Annotated in this window: 21 protein-coding genes; 12 read left to right on the top strand and 9 right to left on the bottom strand. The window is 65.5% G+C overall.

Going from position 1 to position 24659, the window contains the following annotated elements; genetic code table 11:
* Window positions 1-101: 101 nt before the first annotated feature.
* From NLN62_RS43505 to NLN62_RS43490, 4 genes are all read right to left on the bottom strand, one after another.
* A complete protein-coding gene (locus tag NLN62_RS43505) occupies window positions 102-377 on the bottom strand; it encodes a DUF3303 domain-containing protein (RefSeq protein ID WP_084801476.1) in 276 nt (91 codons plus the stop codon).
* A 390-nt stretch (window positions 378-767) separates the two neighbouring features.
* Window positions 768-2057 (bottom strand): MFS transporter, encoded by a 1290-nt coding sequence (locus tag NLN62_RS43500; RefSeq protein WP_027523774.1) that lies wholly within the window; start codon window positions 2055-2057, stop codon window positions 768-770.
* Between the two features lie 111 nt (window positions 2058-2168).
* Window positions 2169-3359: an acetyl-CoA C-acyltransferase gene (locus NLN62_RS43495; RefSeq protein WP_027523775.1), complete on the bottom strand. Its 1191-nt coding sequence runs from the start codon at window positions 3357-3359 to the stop codon at window positions 2169-2171.
* Between the two features lie 235 nt (window positions 3360-3594).
* Window positions 3595-4365, bottom strand: a complete 771-nt coding sequence (locus tag NLN62_RS43490; RefSeq protein WP_027523776.1) for an enoyl-CoA hydratase — start codon at window positions 4363-4365, stop codon at window positions 3595-3597.
* 155 nt (window positions 4366-4520) lie between these two features.
* Between NLN62_RS43490 and NLN62_RS43485 the strand changes: the two genes are divergently transcribed.
* The gene (locus tag NLN62_RS43485) at window positions 4521-5060 is read left to right on the top strand and encodes a PaaI family thioesterase (protein WP_027523777.1); all 540 of its coding nucleotides are present in this window, start codon (window positions 4521-4523) and stop codon (window positions 5058-5060) included.
* A 59-nt stretch (window positions 5061-5119) separates the two neighbouring features.
* Window positions 5120-5737 (top strand): TetR/AcrR family transcriptional regulator, encoded by a 618-nt coding sequence (locus tag NLN62_RS43480; protein WP_254112790.1) that lies wholly within the window; start codon window positions 5120-5122, stop codon window positions 5735-5737.
* A gap of 91 nt (window positions 5738-5828) precedes the next feature.
* Here the strand turns inward: NLN62_RS43480 and NLN62_RS43475 are convergent, their stop codons facing one another.
* Window positions 5829-6737, bottom strand: coding sequence for a LysR family transcriptional regulator (locus NLN62_RS43475; protein ID WP_027523779.1), 909 nt, complete (start codon window positions 6735-6737; stop codon window positions 5829-5831).
* 101 nt (window positions 6738-6838) lie between these two features.
* On the opposite strand from NLN62_RS43475, the gene NLN62_RS43470 reads away from it, so the two are divergent.
* From NLN62_RS43470 to NLN62_RS43435, 8 genes are all read left to right on the top strand, one after another.
* Window positions 6839-8335: a CoA-acylating methylmalonate-semialdehyde dehydrogenase gene (locus NLN62_RS43470; protein ID WP_027523780.1), complete on the top strand. Its 1497-nt coding sequence runs from the start codon at window positions 6839-6841 to the stop codon at window positions 8333-8335.
* A 21-nt stretch (window positions 8336-8356) separates the two neighbouring features.
* On the top strand, window positions 8357-9502 hold the full coding sequence (locus tag NLN62_RS43465; RefSeq protein WP_254112788.1) for an isobutyryl-CoA dehydrogenase: 1146 nt from the start codon (window positions 8357-8359) through the stop codon (window positions 9500-9502).
* Window positions 9499-10569: an enoyl-CoA hydratase/isomerase family protein gene (locus tag NLN62_RS43460; protein WP_254112786.1), complete on the top strand. Its 1071-nt coding sequence runs from the start codon at window positions 9499-9501 to the stop codon at window positions 10567-10569. Before NLN62_RS43465 ends, NLN62_RS43460 begins: the two co-directional genes overlap by 4 nt.
* A complete protein-coding gene (mmsB, locus tag NLN62_RS43455; RefSeq protein WP_256375279.1) occupies window positions 10502-11491 on the top strand; it encodes a 3-hydroxyisobutyrate dehydrogenase in 990 nt (329 codons plus the stop codon). Before NLN62_RS43460 ends, mmsB begins: the two co-directional genes overlap by 68 nt.
* 51 nt (window positions 11492-11542) lie before the next feature.
* Window positions 11543-13258, top strand: a complete 1716-nt coding sequence (locus NLN62_RS43450) for an AMP-binding protein (RefSeq protein WP_254112784.1) — start codon at window positions 11543-11545, stop codon at window positions 13256-13258.
* Window positions 13259-13738, top strand: a complete 480-nt coding sequence (locus tag NLN62_RS43445) for a MaoC family dehydratase (RefSeq protein ID WP_027523785.1) — start codon at window positions 13259-13261, stop codon at window positions 13736-13738.
* A gap of 277 nt (window positions 13739-14015) precedes the next feature.
* On the top strand, window positions 14016-14933 hold the full coding sequence (locus NLN62_RS43440) for an SDR family NAD(P)-dependent oxidoreductase (RefSeq protein WP_254112782.1): 918 nt from the start codon (window positions 14016-14018) through the stop codon (window positions 14931-14933).
* A gap of 147 nt (window positions 14934-15080) precedes the next feature.
* A complete protein-coding gene (locus NLN62_RS43435; RefSeq protein ID WP_254112780.1) occupies window positions 15081-16310 on the top strand; it encodes a TIGR03862 family flavoprotein in 1230 nt (409 codons plus the stop codon).
* Between the two features lie 109 nt (window positions 16311-16419).
* Here NLN62_RS43435 and NLN62_RS43430 read toward each other — a convergent pair whose 3' ends face one another.
* From NLN62_RS43430 to NLN62_RS43420, 3 genes are all read right to left on the bottom strand, one after another.
* A complete protein-coding gene (locus tag NLN62_RS43430) occupies window positions 16420-17499 on the bottom strand; it encodes a D-TA family PLP-dependent enzyme (RefSeq protein ID WP_027526993.1) in 1080 nt (359 codons plus the stop codon).
* A 109-nt stretch (window positions 17500-17608) separates the two neighbouring features.
* Entirely contained in the window at window positions 17609-19420 is a 1812-nt protein-coding gene (locus tag NLN62_RS43425) for an ABC-F family ATP-binding cassette domain-containing protein (protein ID WP_254112778.1), read from the bottom strand.
* Between the two features lie 2 nt (window positions 19421-19422).
* Window positions 19423-19920, bottom strand: a complete 498-nt coding sequence (locus NLN62_RS43420; protein WP_254112776.1) for a YaiI/YqxD family protein — start codon at window positions 19918-19920, stop codon at window positions 19423-19425.
* Between the two features lie 109 nt (window positions 19921-20029).
* Here NLN62_RS43420 and NLN62_RS43415 point away from each other — a divergent pair, with 109 nt between their 5' ends.
* Window positions 20030-20830, top strand: coding sequence for a hypothetical protein (locus tag NLN62_RS43415; RefSeq protein WP_254112774.1), 801 nt, complete (start codon window positions 20030-20032; stop codon window positions 20828-20830).
* 167 nt (window positions 20831-20997) lie between these two features.
* On the opposite strand, the gene NLN62_RS43410 is transcribed toward NLN62_RS43415, so the two are convergent.
* Entirely contained in the window at window positions 20998-23367 is a 2370-nt protein-coding gene (locus NLN62_RS43410) for a xanthine dehydrogenase family protein molybdopterin-binding subunit (protein WP_027526989.1), read from the bottom strand.
* A 215-nt stretch (window positions 23368-23582) separates the two neighbouring features.
* On the opposite strand from NLN62_RS43410, the gene NLN62_RS43405 reads away from it, so the two are divergent.
* A complete protein-coding gene (locus NLN62_RS43405; RefSeq protein ID WP_027526988.1) occupies window positions 23583-24659 on the top strand; it encodes a Ppx/GppA phosphatase family protein in 1077 nt (358 codons plus the stop codon).

Below are 24659 nucleotides of genomic sequence, written 5' to 3'. Positions count from 1 at the left end.
GCCATTCATCTCCTGCCTTCCGCCGATAGACCGACATTCCGAAACGGTCGGGTAGGCCACTGCCGCCGATCTTGGCGGCGGCAGTGATGGAGGATTGAGGATCAACGCCTGGGTAGCGACGCCATCACTTCACCCGCGTCGCCGTCTTCGAGGCAAGGTGTGACGGTCAACGGGAGCAGGTCAGCCCATTGTGCGTGCCAGCGATACATCGCCTTTGGATCACTCGATTCAGAGATCGCAAATCCCTGTCCGTTCATTCCATGCCAGCGGCCCAGCATCTTGACGCCTTCGGGTGGTGCTCCGCCGGTTTCCAGAAAGCGGGCGACGGCTGCATTGAAAGTGCCTTGAGGTACACTCCACGTGGTTATGAATTTCATGCGATTCTCCCATAACTTGAATTATCGGATGAATGCCGCGGCGGCGCCGCCTGCGCAGGATAGCGTCTGCGGATCGAATAACAACGGCGAATGAAGAGGTGCGTTAGTGTGATGCAGGGCGCCGCTCTCCGGCACGCGCCCTGGTGCAAAGCGGACATGGTGATACGTCGCGAGTGAAGTACCTTCGGTTGGTGCGTGAGCGCTGGGTTCAATCGAGCATTGCCGGTTTTGACTCTAAGCAGCGCGCCAGCATCGCGTACCTCGCCAAGAGCTACGGATTTCACACAATCCATGGCGACCGGGACGCAGTAGAGAAGGGGGCCTGGTCGGCTATGGCCCGCGCACCCCTGGGCATCGGGCCACATTCAGCAGCGCGGCATGGTGACCCTTTTACGCGACTGCAGGCGCAGGCTTTGGATGCCGCGCGAGCGCCAGCACGATCAGCGCGGCGAACACGCAGAGTGCGCCGGCGATGAAGAAGGCGGGCAGGTAGCTCGCCAGCAGCGTCCGCGACAGGCCGGCGCCAAAGGCGGCGGTGCCGGCGCCGAGCTGGTGGCCGGCAAAAATCCAGCCGAACACCAGATTGGCGCGCTCGGGGCCGAATTTTTGCGCCGTCAGGCGCACCGTCGGCGGCACGGTGGCGATCCAGTCGAGACCGTAGAACATCGCAAACAACGACAGGCCGTAGAAGGAGAAATCGCTGAACGGCAGGAACACCAGCGAGAGCCCGCGCAGGCCGTAGTACCAGAACAGCAGCCAGCGATTGTCGTAGCGGTCGGACAGCCAGCCGGACATGATGGTGCCGAAGAAGTCGAAGATGCCCATCGCAGCTAACAGGCTTGCTGCCTGCACTTGCGGGATGCCGAAATCAAGGCACATCGGGATCAGGTGCACCTGGACGAGACCGTTGGTCGAGGCGCCGCAGACGAAGAAGGTCGCAAACAGAATCCAGAACGCGCTCGACGTCGAGACGTCGCGCAGCGTGCCGAGCGCAACGGCTGTGATCGGCGCGTGGCTGACCGGCGGGACGGGCACGGGCTCGTTGCCCTCGTCGCCGAACGGGCGCAGGCCCACATCGCTCGGCCGGTCGCGCATGACGAGCGCGACGGCGGTGGCGGAGACGCCGAGCATGAGGCAGACGAAAGAGAGTGCGAGACGCCAACCGAAGCGTTCGGTGAGGCTCGCGAGCAGCGGCAGGAACACGAGCTGCCCCGTGGCGACGCTCGCGGTCATGATGCCGACCACGAGGCCGCGCCGCGCGGCGAACCAGCGCGTGGCGATGGTGGCCCCTAACACCAGCGCCGTCATGCCGGTGCCGATGCCGATCACGACGCCCCACAGCAGCATGAGCTGCCAGACCTGCGTCATCCCGAGCGAAGCCACCAGCGCCGAGACGACAATGAGCTGCGCCGTCAGCGTCACGTTGCGCAGGCCGTAGCGGTTGAGGAGGGCGGCTGCGAACGGCGCCATCAGGCCGAACAGGATGAAACGGATCGAGAGCGCGGAAGAAATCTCCGCGGTGCTCCAGCCGAATTCCTTTTGCAGCGGCACGATGAACACGCCGGGCGCGCCGACGGTGCCGGCGCTGATCAGCGCGGCGAGGAAGGTCACGCCGACCATCGCCCAGCCGTAGTGGATCTTTCGGCGGCCAAGTGTTGCCGCGAGCCAGTTCGAAATCATTGAGCCCCAACCTTACCTGGAGGATTTAGCGTGACCTGTTCAAGCCTGGCATTCTGGCACGAGTCGCGCGCGTCTGAAATGCCAGACTTCCCTCAATTCCGGACATTTTGCCTAGTTTGCAAACCGCTCGACCGCGATCGCGGTCGCTTCGCCGCCACCGATGCAGAGTGCCGCGACGCCGCGCTTGAGGTTCTGCGCCTCCAGCGCATGTAGCAGCGTCACGATCAGCCGCGCGCCGGTGGCGCCGATGGGATGCCCGAGCGCGCAGGCGCCGCCATTGACGTTGAGCTTCTCTCTGGGAATACCGAGGTCGCGCTGCGCGGCCATAGCCACCACGGCAAAGGCCTCGTTGATCTCGAACAGGTCGACGTCATCGACGCTCCAGCCGACCTTGTCGAGCAGCTTGCGGATCGCCGGGATCGGCGCGGTGGTGAACCATTGCGGCTCCTGGCTGTGGGTGGCGTGGCCCTTGATCTCGGCCAGCACCGGCAGGCCATTGCGATCGGCAAGCGTGCGGCGCATCAGCACGAGCGCGGCTGCGCCGTCGGCATTGGCGGACGACGCCGCCGGCGTGATAGTGCCGTTGGCGCGGAACGCCGGTTTCAATCCGGGGATCTTTGCCGGATCGACCTTCAGCGGATGCTCGTCATTGGCGATGACGCGAGGACCGGCCTTCTCGCTGAGCGTGATCGGTGCGATCTCGGCCTTGAACGCGCCGCTCTCCACCGCCTTGCGCGCGCGGCTCAGCGTCTCCATCGCAAAGGCGTCCTGATCCCTGCGCGTGAACTGATAGGCTTCCGCAGTGGCCTCGCCGAAGTCGCCCATCGAGCGGCCGGTCTCATAGGCGTCCTCCAGCCCGTCCATCATCATGTGGTCGATGATGCGGTCGTGGCCGGCGCGGTAGCCGCCGCGCGCCTTCGCCAGCAGGTAGGGCGCATTGCTCATGCTCTCCATGCCGCCGGAAACGACGATGTCGGCCGAGCCCGCGCGGATGATGTCGTGCGCCAGCATGGTCGCCTTCATCCCGGACCCGCAGACCTTGTTGACGGTGGTCGCGCCGGTGGCATCGGGCAGGCCCGCCGCGCGCGCCGCCTGGCGGGCCGGCGCCTGGCCCTGGCCCGCGGGCAGCACGCAGCCCATGAAGACCTCGTCGACCTTCTCGGGCGCAAGTTTTGCGCGGTCCAGCGCCGCGGAGATCACGTGCGAGCCGAGTTTGTGCGCAGCGAGCGGCGACAGCTCGCCCATGAAACGGCCAAGTGGCGTGCGGGCGGCAGAGACGATGACGACGGGATCAGCGGCCATGGCGGGCTCCCTGGGCAGGATGTTGTGAGATTATGATCATCATATGATGCGTCGCAAAAAATGCAACTGCACCCGGCATGAGAAATTGTCGTGCGTGGGATGAGATTTTTTTAGCGTTGGTGGGCGGCCACGCCACAAACAACACCGTCATCACCCGCGAAAGCGGGTGATCCAGTATTCGAGAGGCAGTGCAAGGATACGGAGAGGCTGCGGCGTGCTGGATGCCGAGACAGCCTTACCGCTTCCGGTTGACGAATTCCTGCATCAGCCGGGTCGGCTCATCCGTCAGGAACGACTCGCCGAACACCTTGACGCTGAGATTGACCGACTCGGTCAGCGGCAATTCCTCCCATTGCCGCAGCAGCGCCTTCTGCGACCGTAGCGCTTCGGGGCCGCAGGCGAGCAGCGCCTTCACGGTGTGCTCGACCGCCTCGTCGAGTGCGCCCTCCGGCGCGACCTTGTCGACGAGACCCCAGGCCAGCGCCGTCGGTGCGTCGATGTTTTCCGCCGTCATCACCAGCCAGCGCGCGCGGCCCCAGCCGATCAGGCGTGGCAACAGCGCCGCATGGATCACCGAGGGGATGCCGACACGCACCTCCGGCATGCCGAAATGCGCATCATGCGCGGCTATACGGAAGTCGCAGGCAGCCGCGACCTCGAGCCCGCCGCCGAGACACCACCCCGGCATCCGCGCGATCGTGGGGGCAGGGAAGTTGCGCACGGCTTCGCAGAGATCACGCAGGCGGGAGATGAACGCCTCGGCGGCTATCTGGTCGAGCTTCGCCATCTCCTTGATGTCGGCACCGCCGATCAGGCTCTTCTCGCTCTGGCCGCGCAGCACCACCACGCGGATGCTGCGGTCGGCGGCGAGACGCTGCAAGCCGTCGCGCATGGCGTCGGTGACGGGCGAGCTCAAGATGTTGAGCGAGCCGGCATTGCAGATCATGACCTGCACGACGCCGCGCGCATCGCGCGTCACGCCGCAGTGGGGATTGAGCATTTCCATCGTGAGAACTCGAACGTTGTTGGACACGGGCGGGTCGCGCGGGTCACCGTCACTTCCGGTCCGAAACGCTGGCTTGTCAAGCGTTGGAGCTGATCAAGTTGCAAAAGGCGAAATCCGCTCTATAGTATGATATATATCATATAAAAGAGGCTGCCATGACCGAAGCCGATACGATAGAGCTGTTTTCGCCCGCGCTCCGGCGCGAGCGGGTGGTGGGCTGGCAGGCGCCGGGGCCGGTCGCCAAGGCCGCGATGGGACTATCCGGCATCGAGGTCATGGAGGCGATCCGCGACAGCCGGCTGCCCGCTCCGCCGCTTGCGATGCTGATCGGCTTCGCCATGGCCGTGGTCGAGCCGGGCCGGATCGTGATGGAACTGGAGCCGCGGGAGGATCTCGAAAATACCATCGGGCTTCTGCACGGGGCGACCGCCGCGGCGCTGCTCGATACCGCCATGGGCTGCGCGATCACGACCCGGCTGGAAGCCGGCCAGGGCTCGGTCACCCTCGATCTGAAGCTGACCTTCCTGCGCCCGCTCTCGGTCCGCTCGGGACTGATCTCGGCCGAAGGCAAGGTGGTCAAGCTCGGGCGCCAGACCAGCTACACCGAAGGCTTCGTCCGCAATGGCAGGGGCGACCTTGCGGTGCACGCAACCGCGACCTTTGCAATGATCGGCAATAACCTGACAGCGAATTAATGCTCCATTTTCGCAGGTAGCGTGTTATTACATGACCTTCGACATCCAATGAGACCGGCATGCGCTATTCCAGGGAACACAAGCAGGAAACCCACGACCGCATCGTGAGGAAGGCGTCCGTGCGGCTGCGCGAGAAGGGCGCGCACGGCATCGGCGTCGCCGACCTCATGAAGGAGGCCGGCCTGACCCATGGCGGGTTCTATGCGCATTTCGATTCCCGCGAGGGGCTGGTGATCGAGGCGTTTGCCTACGCCATGGACCGCTCGATGGATCACTGGCGCAAGATGACCGGCGAGATCGCTCCCGAGAAGCGGCTGGCGCTGATCGCAGAGACCTATCTCTCCGCGCTGCACCGCGACGACCCCGGCCATGGCTGCTCGATCCCCGCGCTCGGCGCCGAGATCGCCCGCGAGAGCCCGAAGACGCGCAAAGCCTTTTCCGGCAAGCTCGACGAGATGATCGAGATGCTGGCCGATCACGTCACCGGCGTGCCGCGCAAGGCCGCGCGCAAGCAGGCGATCGCGACGCTTGCGACGATGGCCGGCACCATGCTGCTAGCGCGGATTGCCGGCTCGAGCGAGCTCTCCGACGAGGTGTTGAAGGCGGGCAAGGATACCGCGCTCGACAGCGCGCGTCGTGAGCCGGCTGCCAAGAAGCCGCGCGAGAAGCAGAGCTAGGCGAAATGCCATAGGGTGGGCAAAGGCGCGCCCGCGCCGTGCCCACCGCTTCTGCCTCCGCGGCGAGAAAAGAGGTGGGCACGCTACGATTTCACCGTCCCGCGAACAGCGCCCGCTCGCGCTCCACGATCTCACAGATGTAATCGGCCACCGCCCGAATCCGCGCGAGATCCTTGCTGTCGGCATGCATCAGCATCCAGAAGGTGCGGGTGATCGAGATCTCCGCAGGGAGCACTGGCCGAAGCTGCGGATAATCCGCCGCCATGAAATGCGGCAGCACGGCAATGCCAAAACCGGCGAGCGTGGCGTTGAGTTGCGCGATCAGATTGGCGCTGCGGAAACGTGCGGAAATCTTTGGTGATACCTGGGGCAGATAATCGAGCTCCGGCGTGAACAGCAGCTCCTCGATATAGCCGACGAAGCGATGCTGCGGCAGCGCCTCACGCGAGGTGATCGTCGGGAAGCGGTCGAGATAGGCGGGGGCGGCGTAGAGCCCGAGGCGGTAGTCGAGCAGCTTGCGGCCGACGATGCGGCCTTCCTTCGGCATGGTCAGGCTGATCGCGATGTCGGCCTCGCGCTTGGAGAGGCTGAACAGCCGTGCCGTAGCCACAAGTTGCAGATCGAGATCGGGATACCGGTCCGCAAACGGTGCGAGCCGCGGCGCGAGGAATGCGGTGCCGAACCCGTCGGGCGCGCCGATCCGCACCGTGCCGGTCAGCCGCGCGAGCGAGCCGCCGACCTGTTCCTGGTTGGCGACGATGGTCGATTCCATCGCCTCTGCGCTGTCCGCGACGCGCTGGCCGGCCTCGGTAAGGAGATAGCCGGTCTTGCGCCTGTCAAACAGCTTGGCCGAGAGATGCTTCTCCAGCCGGTCGACGCGGCGGATCACCGTCGCATGATCCACGCCGAGCTGTTTTGCCGCAGCCGACACCGAGCCGCCCCGCACGATGGCCAGCACGAAGCGGAAGTCGTCCCAATCGATCGCGCCTTGATCCAGCATTTTCGCACATCTATGGTGCAATATCTCAGACTTGAATCCTATAAAATGCAGGTCAATAGGATTTGTCAAAGCTATCTAACCCGCTCTTGAGGGAGGTATTCATGCGCGACGTCGGACATTTCATCGGTGGCAAGGAAGTGAAGGGCAAGTCGGGCCGTACGGCCGACGTCTTCGAGCCGATGACCGGTGACGTCCAGGCCAAGGTGGCGCTGGCGTCGAAAGCGGAAGTCCGTGCAGCCGTCGAAAACGCCCGTGCTGCCCAGCCGGAATGGGCCGCGACCAACCCGCAGCGCCGTGCCCGCGTGATGACGAAATTCGTTGAATTGGTGCAGCGCGATTACGACAAGCTCGCCGAGCTGCTCGCGCGCGAGCACGGCAAGACCGTTCCCGACGCCAAGGGCGACATCCAGCGCGGTCTTGAAGTCGCCGAGTTTGCCTGCGGCATTCCGCATCTGATGAAGGGCGAATACACCGAAGGCGCTGGCCCCGGCATCGACATCTATTCGCTGCGCCAGCCGCTCGGCGTCGTTGCGGGCATCACGCCGTTCAATTTCCCGGCGATGATCCCGATGTGGAAGTTCGCGCCCGCCATCGCCTGCGGCAACGCCTTCATCCTCAAGCCCTCCGAGCGTGATCCGGGCGTGCCGATGTTGCTAGCCGAGCTGATGATGGAAGCGGGTCTGCCGGCAGGCATCCTCAACGTCGTCAACGGCGACAAGGAAGCGGTCGATGCGATCCTGGACGATCCCGATATCAAGGCCATCGGCTTCGTCGGCTCGACGCCGATCGCGCAGTACATCTACGAGCGCGCGGCCCAGACCGGCAAGCGCTGCCAGTGCTTCGGCGGCGCCAAGAACCACGCCATCGTCATGCCGGATGCCGACATGGACCAGGCGGTCGATGCGCTGATCGGCGCGGGCTATGGCTCGGCCGGCGAGCGCTGCATGGCGGTCTCGGTCGCGGTCCCCGTCGGCAAGACCACCGCCGACCGCCTGATGGAGAAGCTGATCCCGCGCGTCGAGTCGCTCAAGATCGGCACCTCGATCGATCCGTCCGCCGACTACGGCCCGCTGGTGACGCGCGAGGCGGTCGAGAAGGTCAAGAGCTACATCGACATCGGCATCAAGGAGGGCGCGACACTCGCCGTCGACGGCCGCGGCTTCAAGATGCAGGGCTACGAGAAGGGCTTCTATCTCGGCGGCTCGCTGTTCGACAACGTCACCAAGGACATGCGGATCTACAAGGAAGAGATCTTCGGTCCCGTGCTCTCGGTCGTGCGCGCGCACGACTACAAGGAGGCGCTGGCGCTGCCGTCAGATCATGACTACGGCAACGGCGTTGCGATCTTCACCCGTGACGGCGACGCCGCGCGCGACTTTGCGGCCAAGGTGAACGTCGGCATGGTCGGCATCAACGTGCCGATCCCGGTGCCGATCGCCTATTACACCTTCGGCGGTTGGAAGAAGTCCGGCTTCGGCGATCTCAACCAGCACGGCCCGGACTCGGTCCGCTTCTACACCAAGACCAAGACGGTGACCTCGCGCTGGCCGTCCGGCGTCAAGGAAGGCGCGGAGTTCTCGATACCGCTGATGAAGTAACTCAAACAGCGCGAGCTCGACATGCAGTTCGCTCTGAACGAGGATCAGGTCGCGGTTCGCGACATGGCGCTGGCGTTTGCGGCCGAGAAGATCGCGCCGCACGCGTTGCGCTGGGATGAGGAGAAGCACTTTCCCGTCGACGTGATGCGCGAGGCCGCAAAGCTCGGCATGGGGGGCATCTACATCCGCGACGACGTCGGCGGATCCGCCATGACGCGGTTCGATGCGGCGCTGATCTTCGAAGCGCTCGCGACGGGCTGTCCGACCACCTCGGCCTTCATCTCCATCCACAACATGGCGTCCTGGATGATCGATGCCTTCGGCAGCGACACCCAGCGCCACAAATGGCTGCCGAAGCTCTGCACCATGGAGCTGATCGCGAGCTACTGCCTGACCGAGTCGGGCGCAGGCTCCGATGCCGCCGCGCTGCGGACGCGCGCAGTGCGCGACGGCGATCATTACGTGCTCAACGGCCAGAAGCAATTCATCTCGGGCGCCGGCGGCACCGACGTGCTCGTTGCGATGGTGCGGACCGGCGGTGACGGTCCCGGCGGCATCTCGACGCTGGTCATCGACGGCAAGACGCCGGGCGTGTCGTTCGGCGCCAACGAGCGCAAGATGGGCTGGAATGCCCAGCCGACCCGCGCCGTGATTTTCGAGAACGCCCGCGTGCCGGTTGAAAACCGGCTGGACGCGGAGGGCGTCGGCTTCAAGATCGCGATGGCCGGCCTCGATGGCGGCCGCCTCAACATCACGGCGTGCTCGCTCGGCGGCGCGCAAGCCGCGCTCGACAAGGCGCGCAGCTACATGAAGGAGCGTAAGGCGTTTGGAAAGCGCCTCGACGAATTCCAGGCGCTGCAATTCCGCCTCGCCGACATGGCGATCGAGCTCGAGGCCGCGCGCACGTTCCTCTGGCGCGCAGCCGCCGCGCTCGACCGCAAGGATCCCGACGCCACCATGCTCTGTGCCATGGCAAAGCGGTTCGGCACCGATGTCGGCTTCGAGGTCGCCAACCACGCGCTGCAGCTTCACGGCGGTTACGGCTACCTCAGCGAATACGGCATCGAGAAGATCGTGCGCGATCTGCGCGTGCATCAGATCCTCGAAGGCACCAACGAGATCATGCGGCTGATCGTGGCGCGCAAGCTGATCGAGGGCGCGCGATGACGGTTGTGGTAGAAGAGGGCGATCTGATCGCGCGCGTCGAAGGTTCGGCCGGCGTGATCCGGCTCAATCGTCCCAAGGCGATCAACGCGGTGACGCTGGAGATGTTTCGCGACATCGAGAAAGCGCTCGACCGCTTCGAGGTCGATCCGGCCGTCAGCGTGATCCTTCTCGAAGGCGCCGGCGAGCGCGGCCTGTGTGCCGGCGGCGATATCCGCGCACTCTGGGAGAGCTCGAAGGTCGATGGCGATCTCGGCAAGATCCTGTGGCGCGAGGAGTACATCCTCAACGCCCGGATCAAGAAATTTCCGAAGCCATACGTCGCCTTCATGGACGGCATCGTGATGGGCGGCGGCGTCGGTCTGTCGGCGCATGCGAGCCATCGCGTTGTGACCGACCGCACCAAATTGGCGATGCCCGAGGTTGGCCTCGGCTTCTTCCCCGATGTCGGCGGCACGTATTTGTTGGCGCATGCGCCGGGCGAGATCGGCACGTTTTTCGGCCTGACCGGCCAGACCATGAACGGGCCGGATGCGATCCATGCCCGGTTCGCCGACGCTGTCGTGCCCGCTGCAAAACTCCCGGGGCTGCGCGAGGCGCTGACGAAGGTTCCTCTGCGCGCTTCCGCGGCCGATGTGAGCAAGCTCATCAACCGCTTTGCGACCGGTGAGACAGCGGGGCCGGTGGCAGCAAGACAGGCGACGATCAATGTACTGTTCGCCTTCGACCGCATGGAAGACATCGTCGCAGCGTTCGAGCGCGATGGGTCCGAATTCGCGCAATCCACGCTCAAGACGCTCGGCGAGAAATCGCCGCGCGGCATGGTGGTGACGCTGAAGCTGTTGCGACTGGCGCGGCAATCGGGCTCGCTGGAAGAGTGCCTCGTCCGGGAATATCGCGCCGCGCTGGAAGTGTTCCGCAGCGATGATTTTCGCGAGGGCGTGCGTGCCGCCGTGATCGACAAGGACCGCAATCCAAAATGGTCGCCACCGCGGATCGAGGATGTCACGCCAGACATGGTCGCACCGTACTTCGCCGAGATCGGCGCCGACGAGCTCAAATTCAACTAACAGAGCGAAACACGCTCAAGCGGAGGAAACGAAGATGGCCACGATCGCATTCATCGGTCTCGGCAACATGGGCGGCCCGATGGCGGCCAACCTCGTCAAGGCCGGCCACAAGGTGGTCGCGTTCGACCTGGTCGAGGCCTCGCGCAATCAGGCCAGGGCCGATGGCGCCAGCATTGCCGAGAGCGCGACCGGTGCCGTGACGGGCGCCGATGTCGTCGTCACCATGCTGCCGGCCGGCAAGCATGTGCTCGGCGTTTGGAAGGACGTCATTCCTGCCATGGCGAAGGGCGCGCTGATCATCGACAGCTCCACCATCGACGTCGAGAGCGCGCGGCAGGCGCATGCGCTCGCCAGCAAGCAGGGTGTGCTCTCGGTGGATGCGCCGGTCTCGGGTGGCACCGGCGGCGCGAAGGGCGCGACGCTCACCTTCATGTGCGGCGGCGACGAGAAGGCGTTTGCTGCGGCAAAACCGGTGCTGGAGAAGATGGGCAAGAAGATCGTCCATTGCGGCGGTGCCGGCGCAGGTCAGGCGGCAAAAATCTGCAACAACATGATCCTCGGCATTTCCATGATCGCGGTGAGCGAGGCCTTTGCGCTCGCCGAGAAGCTCGGCCTCTCGCATCAGGCGCTGTTCGATGTCGCCTCGACCTCGTCGGGTCAGTGCTGGTCGCTGACGACCTATTGCCCGGTGCCGGGCCCGGTGCCGACGTCACCCGCCAACAACGACTACAAGCCGGGCTTTGCTTCGGCGCTGATGGTGAAGGACCTGACACTGGCGCAGGACGCCGCTAAAGCGGCGGGCGCCACGACGCCGCTCGGCAAGCATGCGCAGGAGATCTATCAGTCTTTCGATGCAGCCGGTCACGGCGGGGTGGATTTTTCCGGAATTATCGAGCACGTTAGGGGGCTGGCCGGGAAATAACGGTCGTCATTCCCTGGACGACCAGAATCCGCGCGGAGAGGACGACCTGAGATGACGACCTTTCAGGAAGCGCGCGCGTTTCTGCTTCACAACCGCGCGGATTACGACGCCGCGGTCAGAGGCTTCCGCTGGCCCGATCCGGTTCCCTTCAACTGGGCGCTCGACTGGTTCGATGCCGAGCTTGCGAAGAACACCGATAGCAAGGATCGGCCCGCGCTCTGGATCGTCGATGCCGCGCAGGACCGGCAGACCAGACTTTCCTTTGCTGCGCTGTCGCGCCGTTCCAACCAGGTTGCCAACTTCCTGCGCGCGCAGGGCCTGAAGCGCGGCGATCATCTCCTGCTGCTGCTCGGCAACGTCGTTCCACTCTGGGAAACCATGCTCGCAGCGATGAAGCTTGGCGTCGTCGTGATTCCGGCCACGACGCTGCTCACCGCGGATGAGCTGCGCGATCGCCTCGATCGCGGCAAGGCGAGGGCAGTGGTTGCCGCCCAGGACCAGGTCGCCAAGTTTGCAAGTCTCAATGCGAACGGACTCGTGCCCATCGTCGTCGGCGCCGCCGATGGTTGGCTCTCCTATGACGAGGCGGCGAAAGCCGCCGAAAGCTTTACGCCTGATGGTCCGACGCAGGCTGACGATCCGATGCTGCTCTATTTCACTTCGGGCACCACGGCAAAGCCAAAGCTCGTGCGGCACAGCCAGCGCAGCTATCCCGTCGGTCATCTCTCCACGATGTACTGGCTGGGCCTGCAGCCAGGCGACGTTCACCTCAACATCTCTTCGCCCGGCTGGGCCAAGCACGCCTGGAGCTGCTTCTTCGCGCCGTGGAATGCGGGCGCGACCATCTTCGTGGTCAACCAGCCGCGCTTCGACGCCAAGGGACTGCTCGCCACCATCGGCCGCTGCGGCGTCACCACGCTGTGCGCCCCGCCGACGGTGTGGCGGCTGTTCATCCAGGAGAACCTCGCCGCGTTCAACGTGTCCCTGCGTGAGGCCTGCGGCGCCGGCGAGCCGCTCAATCCGGAAGTCATCGACCAGGTGCGCGCCGCCTGGGGCCTGACCATCCGCGACGGCTACGGCCAGACCGAGACCACGGCGCTTGCCGGCAATTCGCCGGGCCAGAAGGTCAAGATCGGCTCGATGGGCAGGCCGCTGCCGGGCTTTCGTGTGCAGATCAGCGATGCCGACGGAAATCGAGCGAAGGAGGGCGAGGTAACGCTCGTCCTCGGCGACAGCCGTCCTGCCGGCCTGATGCAGGGCTATCAGGGCGACGACGGCCGATTGTCCGGCGCCGAAGGCGAGCTCTATCGCAGCGGCGACGTCGTATTCGAAGACGAGGAGGGCTATCTCACTTTTGTCGGCCGCTCCGACGACGTCTTCAAATCCTCCGACTACCGCATCAGCCCGTTCGAGCTGGAAAGCGTCCTGCTGGAGCATGAGCTGGTCGCGGAAGCCGCCGTGGTGCCGAGCCCGGATCCGATCCGGCTCGCGATCCCCAAGGCCTTCGTGCTGCTCACCTCGGGCGCCGAGCGCTCGCCGGAAACGGCGCTGTCGATCTTCAGGCATCTGCACACCCGGCTTGCGCCGTTCAAGCGCATCCGCCGTATCGAGATCGTCACCGAGCTGCCGAAGACAATCTCTGGAAAAATCCGCCGGGTGCAGCTACGCAGGCTCGAGCGCGACGACGATCGCGACGATCCCCTGCGCGGCCGGGAATTCCGCGAGGAGGATTTTCCGGAGCTGCCAAAGGCAAGGAGTGAGACTTAAGTGAACGAAGTCTGGAAGAAGCCGCCGATAACGCTAGAGGCCTATCAGGCCCTGGTCGGCAAGGAGGTCGGCGTGTCGTCGTGGCACCTGATCGACCAGCCGCGCATCGACACCTATGCCGACGTGATCGAGGACCACCAGTTCATCCATGTCGATCCCGAGCGCGCCAGGAAGGAGACCGCTTTCGGCACCACGATCGCGCATGGCTTCCTGACAATGTCGCTGCTGTCGATCATGTCCTATGAGGTGATGCCGGTCATCGCCGGCACCACGATGGGCGTCAACTACGGTTTTGACAAGCTGCGCTTCATCTCGCCGGTGCGTTCGGGCAAGCGCGTCCGTGGCCGTTTCGTGCTCGCGGAAGCAAAACTCCGCAAGCCGACGGAATTGCAGTCCCGCACCAGCGTGACGGTAGAGATCGAGGGCGAGGACAAGCCGGCGCTCGTCGCCGAGTGGCTCGGGTTGATCTATTTCGCCTGAACGTACCCGTCATCGCCGGGCTTGACCCGGCAATCCATCGCTGCTCAAAACGCCTTCAAATCGGCGCGCTCGTACCCTCCCCCCTTGTGGGAGAGGGTGCCTCGCGGAACGCGAGGCGGTTGAGGGGTCTCTCTCCGCGAGCGCATCTGTGGAGACAACCAATCATCCGGCGCCGTAGCCGACGCTACCCGTCGGCGTCGCTTTTAAGGACGGCGGCCGTAGGCCGCCTACGCCACCTTCCCCCACAAGGGGAGAAGGGAAGAAAGGAACTGCACTAATGTCAATCAGGTTTGACGGACGCGTCGCTATCGTCACGGGCGCGGGCAATGGTCTGGGGCGGGCGCATGCGTTGGGGCTCGCGAGCCGCGGGGCCAAGGTCGTGGTCAACGATTTCGGCGGCGCGCGCGACGGTACCGGAGCCTCGCTGTCGCCGGCGGAGGCCGTCGTCGAGGAGATCCGCAAGGCGGGCGGCACCGCGATGGCCGATGGCGCCGACGTCTCCAATTTCGAGCAAGTCACTGCGATGGTCGAGCGTGCCACCAAGGAATGGGGCAGCGTCGATCTGCTCTGCGCCAATGCCGGCATCCTGCGCGACAAGTCGTTCGGCAAGATGGAGGCGGCCGACTTCCAGAAGGTGCTCGACGTGCACCTCGTCGGCACCTTCTATTGCTGCAAGGCGGTGTGGGCCGGCATGCGCGACCGCAACTACGGCCGCATCGTGCTCACCACCTCTTCCTCAGGGCTCTATGGCAATTTCGGCCAGGCCAACTACGGCGCAGCGAAGTCCGGCATGGTCGGTCTGATGAACGTGCTGGCGGAAGAGGGCCGCAAGACCGACATTCGCGTCAACATCATCTCGCCGACGGCCGCGACCCGCATGACGGAGGAGCTGTTGCCGCCGCAGGCGCTGCAACTGATGAGGCCGGAAGCGATCACGCCGGCGGTCGAGTACATGCTCAGCGAGGATGCCCCGACCCGCACCATCATGGGCGCTGGCGCCGGCTCGTTCGCGGTGATCAGGATCATCGAGAGCGAGGGCATCAATCTGCCGCCTGCCGAATGGACGCCGGACGCGATCGCCGCGCAGTTTGGCGAGATCAGCGACATGTCGAAGGCCAAGGCGCTGCAAGGCGCATTCGAGCAGACGCAGAAATACGTCGCGCAAGCCGCCGCAAGAGCAGGGATCAAGCTCTAACCACCGTCATTCCGGGGCGTCGCGAAGCGACGAGCCCGGAATCCATAACCACGATCGGGAGTATGGACTCCGGGCTCGCGCCTAAGAGGGCGCGCCCCGGAATGACGAGCTCCTTTGTGGCCCGAGAATCTGGCCTAAACTCCCGTCATGACCTCGACCCAAATTCACGTTGCCGTCATCGGCGCCGGCCCGGCCGGACTGATGGCGGCGGAGGTGTTGGCCGCGGGCGGCGCTGCCGTCACCGTCTACGACGCGATGCCGTCTGCGGGGCGCAAATTCCTGATGGCCGGCCGTGGCGGGCTCAACCTCACGCATAGCGAGCCACTGGCGCAATTCCTCGCGCGCTACCGCGAGGCAGCACCTGAGCTGCAAGCCGCAATCGACGCGTTTCCGCCAGACGGCTTACGTGAATGGTGCGAGGCGCTGGGTGAGCCGACCTTCGTCGGCACCAGCGGGCGTGTGTTTCCCAAGGCGTTCAAAGCCTCGCCCTTGCTGCGGGCCTGGCTGCGCCGGCTCGATGCGGCCGGCGTGAGGTTTGCGTTTCGCCACCGCTGGACCGGATGGGACGACGAGGGGCGGTTGTTGTTCTTGACGCCCGATGGCCCTTTCGCCATCGGCGCCGACGCCACCGTGCTCGCGCTCGGCGGTGCAAGCTGGCCGCGCCTCGGCTCCGACGGCGGCTGGACGGAAGTGCTCGCCGGGAAGGGCGTGGCGATCTCGCCGCTGCGGCCTGCGAATTGCGGCTTCGACGTCGGCTGGTCCGAAGTGTTCCGGACGCGCTTCGAAGGCCAGCCGCTCAAGGGCATTGCCCTCGTCTTCGGCGGACACACGGTGCGCGGCGAGGCGATCGTCACCCGAAGCGGCATCGAAGGCGGCGCGATCTACGCGCTGTCGGCCGAACTGCGCGAGGCGATCGCGGATAGCGGCAAGGCGACGTTGCGGATCGCGCTTCGCCCCGATCTCGACGAGGCTGATCTCGTCAGGCGTCTGTCGGCGCCGCGCGGCAAACAATCGTTCTCGAACTTCCTGCGCAAGTCGGCGCAGCTATCGCCGGTCGCGGTCGGTCTTGTGCAGGAGGTCGCGATGGCTGCTGGGCTTTCCCCGTCCTCGCTGGGGCCGGCCCAGCTCGCTGAGTTGATCAACGCCGCAGCGATTAAGCTCACCGGTGCAGCCCCGATCGCCCGCGCCATTTCAAGCGCCGGCGGCATCTCCTTCGACGAGCTCGATGCCGGTTTCATGCTTCGAAAGCTGCCCAGCGTCTTCGCCGCCGGCGAGATGCTGAACTGGGAAGCGCCCACGGGGGGCTATCTGTTGCAGGCGTCGTTTGCGACTGGAGCGGCCGCGGGGCGGGGCGTTCTAAAGTGGCTCGCTGGCTAAACATCGTCATTGCGAGCGCAGCGAAGCAATCCAGAATCCCGCCGCGATGACAGTCTGGATTGCTTCGTCGCTTCGCTCCTCGCAATGACGAGCGTGGAAGCGGCGCGCGCTACCGCAACTTCCCGCGCGCCGCCACCGGCAGCGTGCCGATGATCTCATCGCCGCGCACCATCACGACCTCGTCCATCATGTTGACGACGACGCAGACGTGGTTCGGCACGATGCGCACGACGTCGCCGACATTGGGACGGGTGTTGCTGCGGGAGAGATCGAGAAAGCCATGCTCTTCGGCGAAGCGCGCGATCTTCGCCTCGGGATGCTCCAGAATCAGGCCATGGCCGTCGAGCCCGCCGGTATCCGTGGTCAGCGTCTTCGAGCCCGCGTCAAGAATGCCGCGCTCGGGCGCGGCGCGGCTGACGACCGTCGAGTAGATGTGCAACGCGCAGTCGTCCCAGGTGGCGGAGCCGGCCGCGACCTGCATGCGGTCGTTGTAGATGTAGGTGCCGAAGCGGTGCTCGGTGCTGCCCTTCAGCTTGCCGATATTGACAAGGTTCGGCGTACCGCCGGTCGAGACGATCGCGGCATCGAGGCCGTGGGCGCGCACGCCGGCCAGCGCTTCATCATAGAATTTCTGCGCGTCGGCCCAGCCGGTCTCCGTCGGATAGAGCATGAAGCCGGCGAATTGCAGTCCCTTTGAGGCCGCGATCTCGCGCGCCAGCGCAATCGCCTCGGCCGGCGTCTCGACGCCCGCGCGCTTGCGCCCCGTGTCGCATTCGACGACGACGGACAGCGGCCTCCCTGAGGCCGCGGCTGCCTTGGGCAATCCCGCAACCACGGTGGCGTTGTCAGCCGCGACCGTCATGTTGGCCTTGGCCTGCAGCGCCCCCAAGCGCGCCATCTTTTCCTCGCCCAGCAGGTTGTAGCTGATCAGGATGTTGTCGATGCCGGCATTGGCCATGATCTCGGCCTCGCCGAGCTTCTGGCAGGTGATGCCTTTCGCGCCCGCCGCGACCTGCATCTTCGCCAGCGTCGGGTTCTTGTGCGTCTTGATGTGCGGACGGTTGGCGACGCCGGCGTCGTCACAGGCCTTCTGGATCCGCGCGATGTTGCGCTCGACCTTGTCCATGTCGATGACGGCGCAGGGCGTGCCATATTCACGGGCGATCTTGGCGGCGAGGGGCGTGGTCATATGATCTCTCTATTTTTTGGGCCCGTAGGACGGGTAGAGCGAAGCGAAACCCATCAGAACCAATTCCCGTTGCGTGATGGGTTTCGCTGCGCTCTACCCATCCTACGATTTAAGCCTGTTCAATCTCTTCCCGGAGCATTTCGAGTTCGAGCCAGCGGTCTTCCGCAGCCGAAAGTTCTTCATGCGCCTTGGCAATGGCTGCGGACGTATCGTCGAATTTCTTTCGGTCCTTGGCGTAGAGACCGGGATCATCGAGGACGCGCTGCAGCTTCGCGATGTCGGTGTGCAGGCTCTCGATCTTCTTCGGCAGTGTTTCCAGCGCATGCTTCTCGTTGAAGCTCAGCCGCCGCTTTGGTGCCGACGTCGGAGCGGCGGGTCGCTCTTCCTTCTTCTCCGCAGGGGCCTGCGCCTTCACCGGCTCGCGCTTCAGGTCCGCGCCGCGCTGCGCCAGCATGTCGCTGTAGCCGCCGGCATATTCGATCCATTTGCCGTTGCCCTCGGGCGCAATCACCGAGGTCACGACGCGGTCGAGGAAGTCGCGGTCGTGGCTGATCAGGATCACCGTGCCCTCGTAATCGCCGAGCATCTCCTCGAGCACGTCGAGCGTCTCGAGGTCGAGATCGTTGGTCGGCTCGTCCAGCACCAACAGGTTGGACGGCTTTGCCAGCGCGCGCGCCAGCATCAGACGGCCGCGCTCGCCGCCCGAGAGGACTTCGAGCGGCGTGCCCCGCTGCTCCTGCGCAAACAGAAAGTCCTTCATGTAGCCGACGACGTGCTTCGGCTTGCCGCCGACCATGACGTGGTCGCCGCGGCCGCCGGTGAGCGCTTCGGCGAGCGTCGATTTGGGATCGAGGCTTTCGCGGTGCTGGTCGAGCGTCGCCATCTCGAGGTTGGCGCCCAGCCGCACGGTGCCGGAATCCGGCTCTGTCCCGCCGGTCAGAAGATTGACCAGCGTGGTCTTGCCGGCGCCGTTCGGCCCGATGATGCCGAGCCGGTCGCCGCGCTGGATGCGGGTGGAAAAGTTCTCGACGATCCTGCGTTCGCCATAGGCCTTGGTGATGCCCTTGGCCTCGATCACCAGCTTGCCGGAGGCTTCCGCTTCGGCCGCAGCAAGATTGGCGCTGCCGGCCGTGCCGCGATAATTGCGCCGCTGCGCGCGCAGCGCATGCAGATTGGCGAGCCGCTTGACGTTGCGCTTGCGCCGGCCCGAGACGCCGTGGCGCAGCCAGTGCTCCTCGTCGACGATCTTGCGGTCGAGCTTGTGCTGGTCGCGCTCTTCCTCGGCCAGCACCTCGTCACGCCAGGCCTCGAACGACGCAAAGCCGCGATCGATCTGCTTGATCCTGCCGCGGTCCAGCCATGCGGTCGAACGCGAGAGGTTGGAGAGGAAGCGGCGATCATGGCTGATCAGCACCAGCGCGCTGCGCCGGCTGTCGAGCTCCTGCTCCAGCCATTCGATGGTGGTGAGGTCGAGGTGGTTGGTCGGTTCGTCCAGCAGCAGGATATCGGGCGAGGGTGCCAGCACCCGCGCCAGTGCCGCGCGGCGGGCCTCGCCGCCTGAGAGATTGGCCGGAGTCTCCTCGCCGGTGAGCCCGAGCTGCTCCAGCAGGTAACGAGCCTGATGCTGGTCATCGCCGGGCGCAAGCCCCGCCTCGACATAAGCGAGCGTCGTCGTGTGAGCCCCGAAATCCGGCTCCTGCGGCAAATAGCGGATCGTGGCGCCGGGTTGGACAAAACGCGTGCCGCCGTCCGGCTCGACGAGACCGGCCGCAATCTTGAGCAGCGTCGATTTGCCCGAGCCGTTGCGCCCGATCAGGCAGACGCGCTCGCTTGGTGCGACGTTGAGCTCGACGCTCGTGAGCAGAGGCGTGCCGCCGAATGTGAGGCGAATGTCTTTCAGCTGGATCAGCGGCGGCGCCATGATCAGCCCTTGAACGTTGCGGCCTGCTCGGCGCGGCGGCGCTGGATGCGGCGGATGGTCTGGTCCAGCGCGGACAGGAAGGCCGAGCGATCGCGCGGCGCGAACGATCTCGGGCCGCCGGTGACTTCGCCAGCCGAGCGCAGATCCGTCATCAGGTTGCGCACCGCGAGCGTCATGCCGATCGATTCCTCGGTGAACGGCTTGCCGTTCGGCGCGATGACGTCGGCACCCGTCTTCACGCAGCGGCTCGCGAGCGGGATGTCCGCGGTGATCACGATATCGCCGTCACCGGCCCGCTCTGCGATCCAGTTGTCGGCAGCGTCCATCCCGGCGCCCGCTGCGACGCGCTCGATCAGCGGGTCCTGGGGCACGCGGATGAAATTGCCCGCGACAACGCTCACGGGCACGCCGTGCCTGGCAGCGACGCGATAGATCTCGTCCTTGACCGGACAGGCGTCGGCGTCGACATAGATGCGGGGCGTGGCTGGGGGGCTCGTCATCGGCCGCGTGGTACCGCATTCGCCGCCCAAAGGCGAGGGGATTGACCGGGGTTCCTGACGCCCTACGATCGGGCTCTGAAGCAACAAAAATCAGGGCGAAGGCGACAGCATGCCAACCCGGCTCGAAACCTACCGTGTTGAGGCCTACAACACCGCCAAGCAATCCGAGAACAAGATGCACGACGACACCGTGGCGCGCCGCTTCGGCTTTTCCGGGGGGCTGGTCCCCGGCGTCGACGTCATGGCCTACATGATGCACGTGCCGGTCGCCCGCTGGGAGCGGGATTTTCTCGCCCGTGGCCTGATCGAGGCGCGCTTTATCAAGCCGGTCTATGACGGTGAGACGGCCGATGTCGATGCGGTCGAGCACAACGGGGTGCTCACCATCGAGGTGTTTTCGCGCGGCGAACTCTGCGCGACGGGAACGGCGTCGCTATCCGAGTCTGCGCCAGCGGTCGCCCTGGCCGACTATGTCGAGGTCCCCGCCGCCGCCGAGCGCAAGCCCGTCAATCCGGCCACCTTCGAGGTCGGTAAATGGCTCGGCACCGCGCCACACCGCTGGACGGAAAAGGCGGCTACAGAGTATCTCGCCGAGGTCAGGGAAACCGATGCGATATTCGCGCGGGAAGGACTTGGTCATCCCGGTCTGATTCAGCGCGTCATGAACCGCGTGCTCGTCGACAACACAATTCTGGGTCCATGGATCCACGTCGGCAGCCGCATGCAGTTGCTGTCGGCTACGCGCGCCGGCGACCAGATCACCGCGCGAGCCGAGGTCACCGCGAACTACGAGAAGAAGGGCCACCGCTTCGTCGAATTCGACTCGCTCGTCGTCGCCAACGGCAAGACGCCACTCGCGCACTGTCAGCACACCGCGATCTACCAGCCGCGCGAGGAGGCGGCGGCGTAAGGTGGGAAGGGGCAGGCAGGTGCCTCTCACTCGCTGTCATGCCCCGCGAAGGCGGGGCATCCGGTCTTCCAGAGACATCGAGATCTATTACCACAGCTGCGGCGTACTGGATCGCCCGGTCAAGCCGGGCGATGACAGCGGAGGGTAACGAGGCAGCGAGCCTCCCCCTACGCCGTCCCCTTCGCATCCTGAATCGCCCGCCACACGCGCTCCGGCGTCAGCGGCATGTCGATGTGCTTGATGCCGTAGTCGGAGAGCGCATCGACCACTGCGTTCACCACCGTCGACAGGCTGCCCGCGCAGCCCGCTTCGCCGCAGCCCTTGGTGCCGAGCGGATTGCTCTTGGCCGGCACCGGGTGATCGCCGACGCTCATGAACGGAACGTCCTCTGCGCGCGGCAGCGCGTAGTCCATCAGCGATCCCGTGATCGGCTGCCCGCTCTCGTCGTAGCGGACATGCTCCATCAGCGCCTGGCCGATGCCCTGGACGACGCCGCCGTGGAGCTGGCCCTCGACCAGCATCGGGTTGATGACGGTACCGAAATCGTTCACCGCGCTGTAGCGCACGATCTCCACCACGCCGGTGTCCGGATCGATCTCGACTTCGGCGACGTGGCAGCCGTTCGGGAAGGCTGATGGCACCGGTTCGGTGGTGTGGTCGACGTCGAGCGAAGAGGGCACGCCCTCCGGCACCTTGCCGTCATGCAGGCGCTTGGCCAGGTCCATGATGTTGATGCTGCGGTCGGTGCCGGCGATGGTGAAGCGGCCGTCGGCGAACTCGATGTCGGCCTCGGACGCCTCCATGAGATGCGCCGCGGCGCGCTTGCCCTTCTCGATGACGAGGCGGGAGGATTCAACGATCGCCATGCCGCTGGCGGTGATCGAGCGCGAGCCGCCGGTGCCGTTGCCGGTGTGGACGATGTCGCTGTCGCCCTGCACGAGTTTTACGCTCTCGAAGGGCACGCCAAGCTGCGCGCACAGCACCTGCGTGAACGGCGTCGCGTGGCCCTGGCCGTAGTCGAGCGTGCCGGTGATGAGTTGCACCGTACCATCGGGGGCGAACACGATCTTGCCGAGCTCGACGCCGGGAGGGGCGGTGACCTCGAGATAGGAGCCGATGGCGATGCCGCGCAGCTTGCCGCTCTTCTTGCTCTCCTTCTTGCGCTTGGAGAAGCTCTCATAGTCCGACAGCTCCAGCGCCTTGTTGAACACGGCCTGGAAGTCGCCGCTGTCATAGGTCACGCCGGAGGAGGCCGGGAAGGGCATCTGGTTCGGCTTGATGAAGTTGCGCTTGCGCAAGGTCAGCCGGCTGATCCCCATCTCGTCGGCGGCGCGGTCGATCAGCCGCTCCATGTAGTAGTTCGCCTCGGGGCGGCCGGCGCCGCGATAGGCTCCCATCAAGGTGGTGTTGGTCAACACCGTCTTGATGTCGATTGCCATCAGCGGCGTGCGGTAGACGCTGGAAAAATTCTTGCCGGTGTTGAGCGAAAGCGGGCTCGGCGCGACGCCGGTGATGTAGGCGCCGAGATTGCCGTAGCCGGAGAGTTTGGCTGCGAGGAAGTGTCCCTCGGCATCCAGCGCCAACTCGGCGTGGATCTTCTGGGCGCGGCCGTGGCTGTCCGAGAGGAAGCTCGTCGAGCGCTCGTCGGTCCACTTCACCGGACGGCCCAGCGTCTTCGCCGCAAACAGGATGCACATATATTCGGGGTAGTTGATGTTCTTCATGCCGAAGGAACCGCCGACATTGGCGGTGAGGATGCGCACCTTCTCGTTCGGCACCTTCAGGTTCTTGGCGAGATTGGCGCGGTTGCCCGAAACGCCCTGCGTCGGCACCTGGATGGTGTAGCGCTCGGTCTTCTTGTCGTAGGAGGCGAGCCCCACGCGCGGCTCCATCGAGACCACGGCGACGCGGGTGTTCTCGATGTCGAGGCTGGTCACGTGCGCGGCGCTGGCGAACGCCGCCTCGACCTTCTCGGCATCGCCGAAGTGATAGTCGAGCGCGACGTTGCCCGGGATGTGGTCGTAAAGCTGCGGCGCGCCTGCCTGCGCGGCTTCCTCGGGATCGGTGACCGCGGGCAGGGGCTCGATGTCGGCCTCTACGGCTTCCGCGGCGTCGCGCGCCTGCGCCAGCGTCTCCGCTACCACGAAGGCGATGGGATCGCCGACGAAGCGGACCTTGTCGGACGCAAGCGGCTGGCGGTTGGTCTGGAGCAGGGGTGAGCCGTCGCGGTTCTTCAGTGGCAGGCCGCACGTGAACGGGCCATAGCCGGCGGCGTTAAGGTCCGTGCCGGTCCACACCCCCAGCACGCCCGGCATTGCCTTGGCCGCCTCGGTGCCGATGCCGCGGATCACGCCATGCGCGTGGGTCGAGCGAACGATCACGGCATAGGCCTGGCCGGGCAGGTTGAAATCGTCGGTATAGCGGCCCATGCCGCGGACCAGCGTGTCGTCCTCCTTGCGCCGGACCGGCTGTCCGACACCGTTTTTTTGCAGTGCAATAGCGTTTTCGAGCGAGGACGATTTGGTGTGTTCTTGCATGGAAATGACCTGAAAAGCCGGCTTTTGCGCGGGTTTCGCGGGCGGCGGAAGGACCGGACCCCGTTCAGATAACGCACGGGCCCGTTCACGACAACGCACGAATAGGCATGGTCCCATTGTGATGGGTTGTTGCGCGGGGCCCACGCGCTGCTAAAGTTTCGGGCGAAAAAGCAATTCCGGATCGGCCCTTTCGGGGCCGTGGAAAGACAGTTTGTATGAATGACCACACGAGGCTCCGCGACGGCCTTGCGCCGCACGGAGAGCTCGGGGCGATGGCCACGGCGGCGCTGGCCGTCGAACCGGCCGCCCCTGCGCAAATGTCGGGAACCGGCGTCTACGCGGCGCTGGACCTCGGCACCAATAACTGCCGATTGCTGATCGCCTGTCCGACCAGTGAGGGGTTTCGCGTGGTCGATTCCTTCTCGCGCATCATCCGGCTCGGCGAGGGCGTTTCGGCCACCGGCTGCATCAGCGAGGCCGCGATCGAGCGCGCCATCGCGGCGCTCAGCATCTGCCGCGACAAGATCGAGCTGCGTAAAGCGCGGCGGCTGCGGCTGATCGCCACCGAGGCCTGCCGCGCCGCGTCGAACGCGGACGGCTTTCGCAGCCGCGTCGCCGCCGAGACCGGCATCGAGCTCGAGGTGATCGACCGCGAGACCGAGGCCGCGCTCGCCGTGCTCGGCTGCTCGCCGCTGGTCGATCCCAGGGGGCGCGGCGCGATCCTGTTCGACATCGGCGGCGGCTCGACCGAGCTGGTGCGGATCGAGCGCGACCCCACGGACGAGAATCCCCAGCCGCGCACAAAGGCCTGGATGTCGATTCCGCTTGGCGTCGTCACGCTCGCCGAGCATTTTGGTGGCCGCGACGTGACGCGCGAGACCTACGCGGCGATGGAAGAGGAGGTCGCCCGGCATGTCGCGCCCTTTGCCGAGGAGCACGGCCGCGATCTCGCCGACATGCATCTGCTCGGCACCTCGGGCACGGTGACGACGCTCGCCGGCATTCACCTCAATCTGGCGCGCTACGATCGCCGCCGCGTCGACAGCATCTGGATGGATGATGCCGACATCGCCGCGACCATCAACAAGCTGCTCGGCATGAGCTATGCGGAGCGTGCCAGCAACAATTGCATCAGCATCGAGCGTGCCGATCTCGTGCTCGCCGGCTGCGCCATCCTCGATGCCATCCGCCGCGCCTTCCCGCTGCCGCGCCTGCGCGTCGCCGACCGCGGCCTTCGCGAAGGCATGCTGGTCGAGATGATGCGCGAGGACGGCGCGCTCAGGAGCTGGTGA

Source organism: Bradyrhizobium sp. CCGUVB23 (genome assembly GCF_024199885.1).
Taxonomy (GTDB): domain Bacteria; phylum Pseudomonadota; class Alphaproteobacteria; order Rhizobiales; family Xanthobacteraceae; genus Bradyrhizobium.
This window is presented reverse-complemented; position numbering and strand designations above follow the sequence as displayed.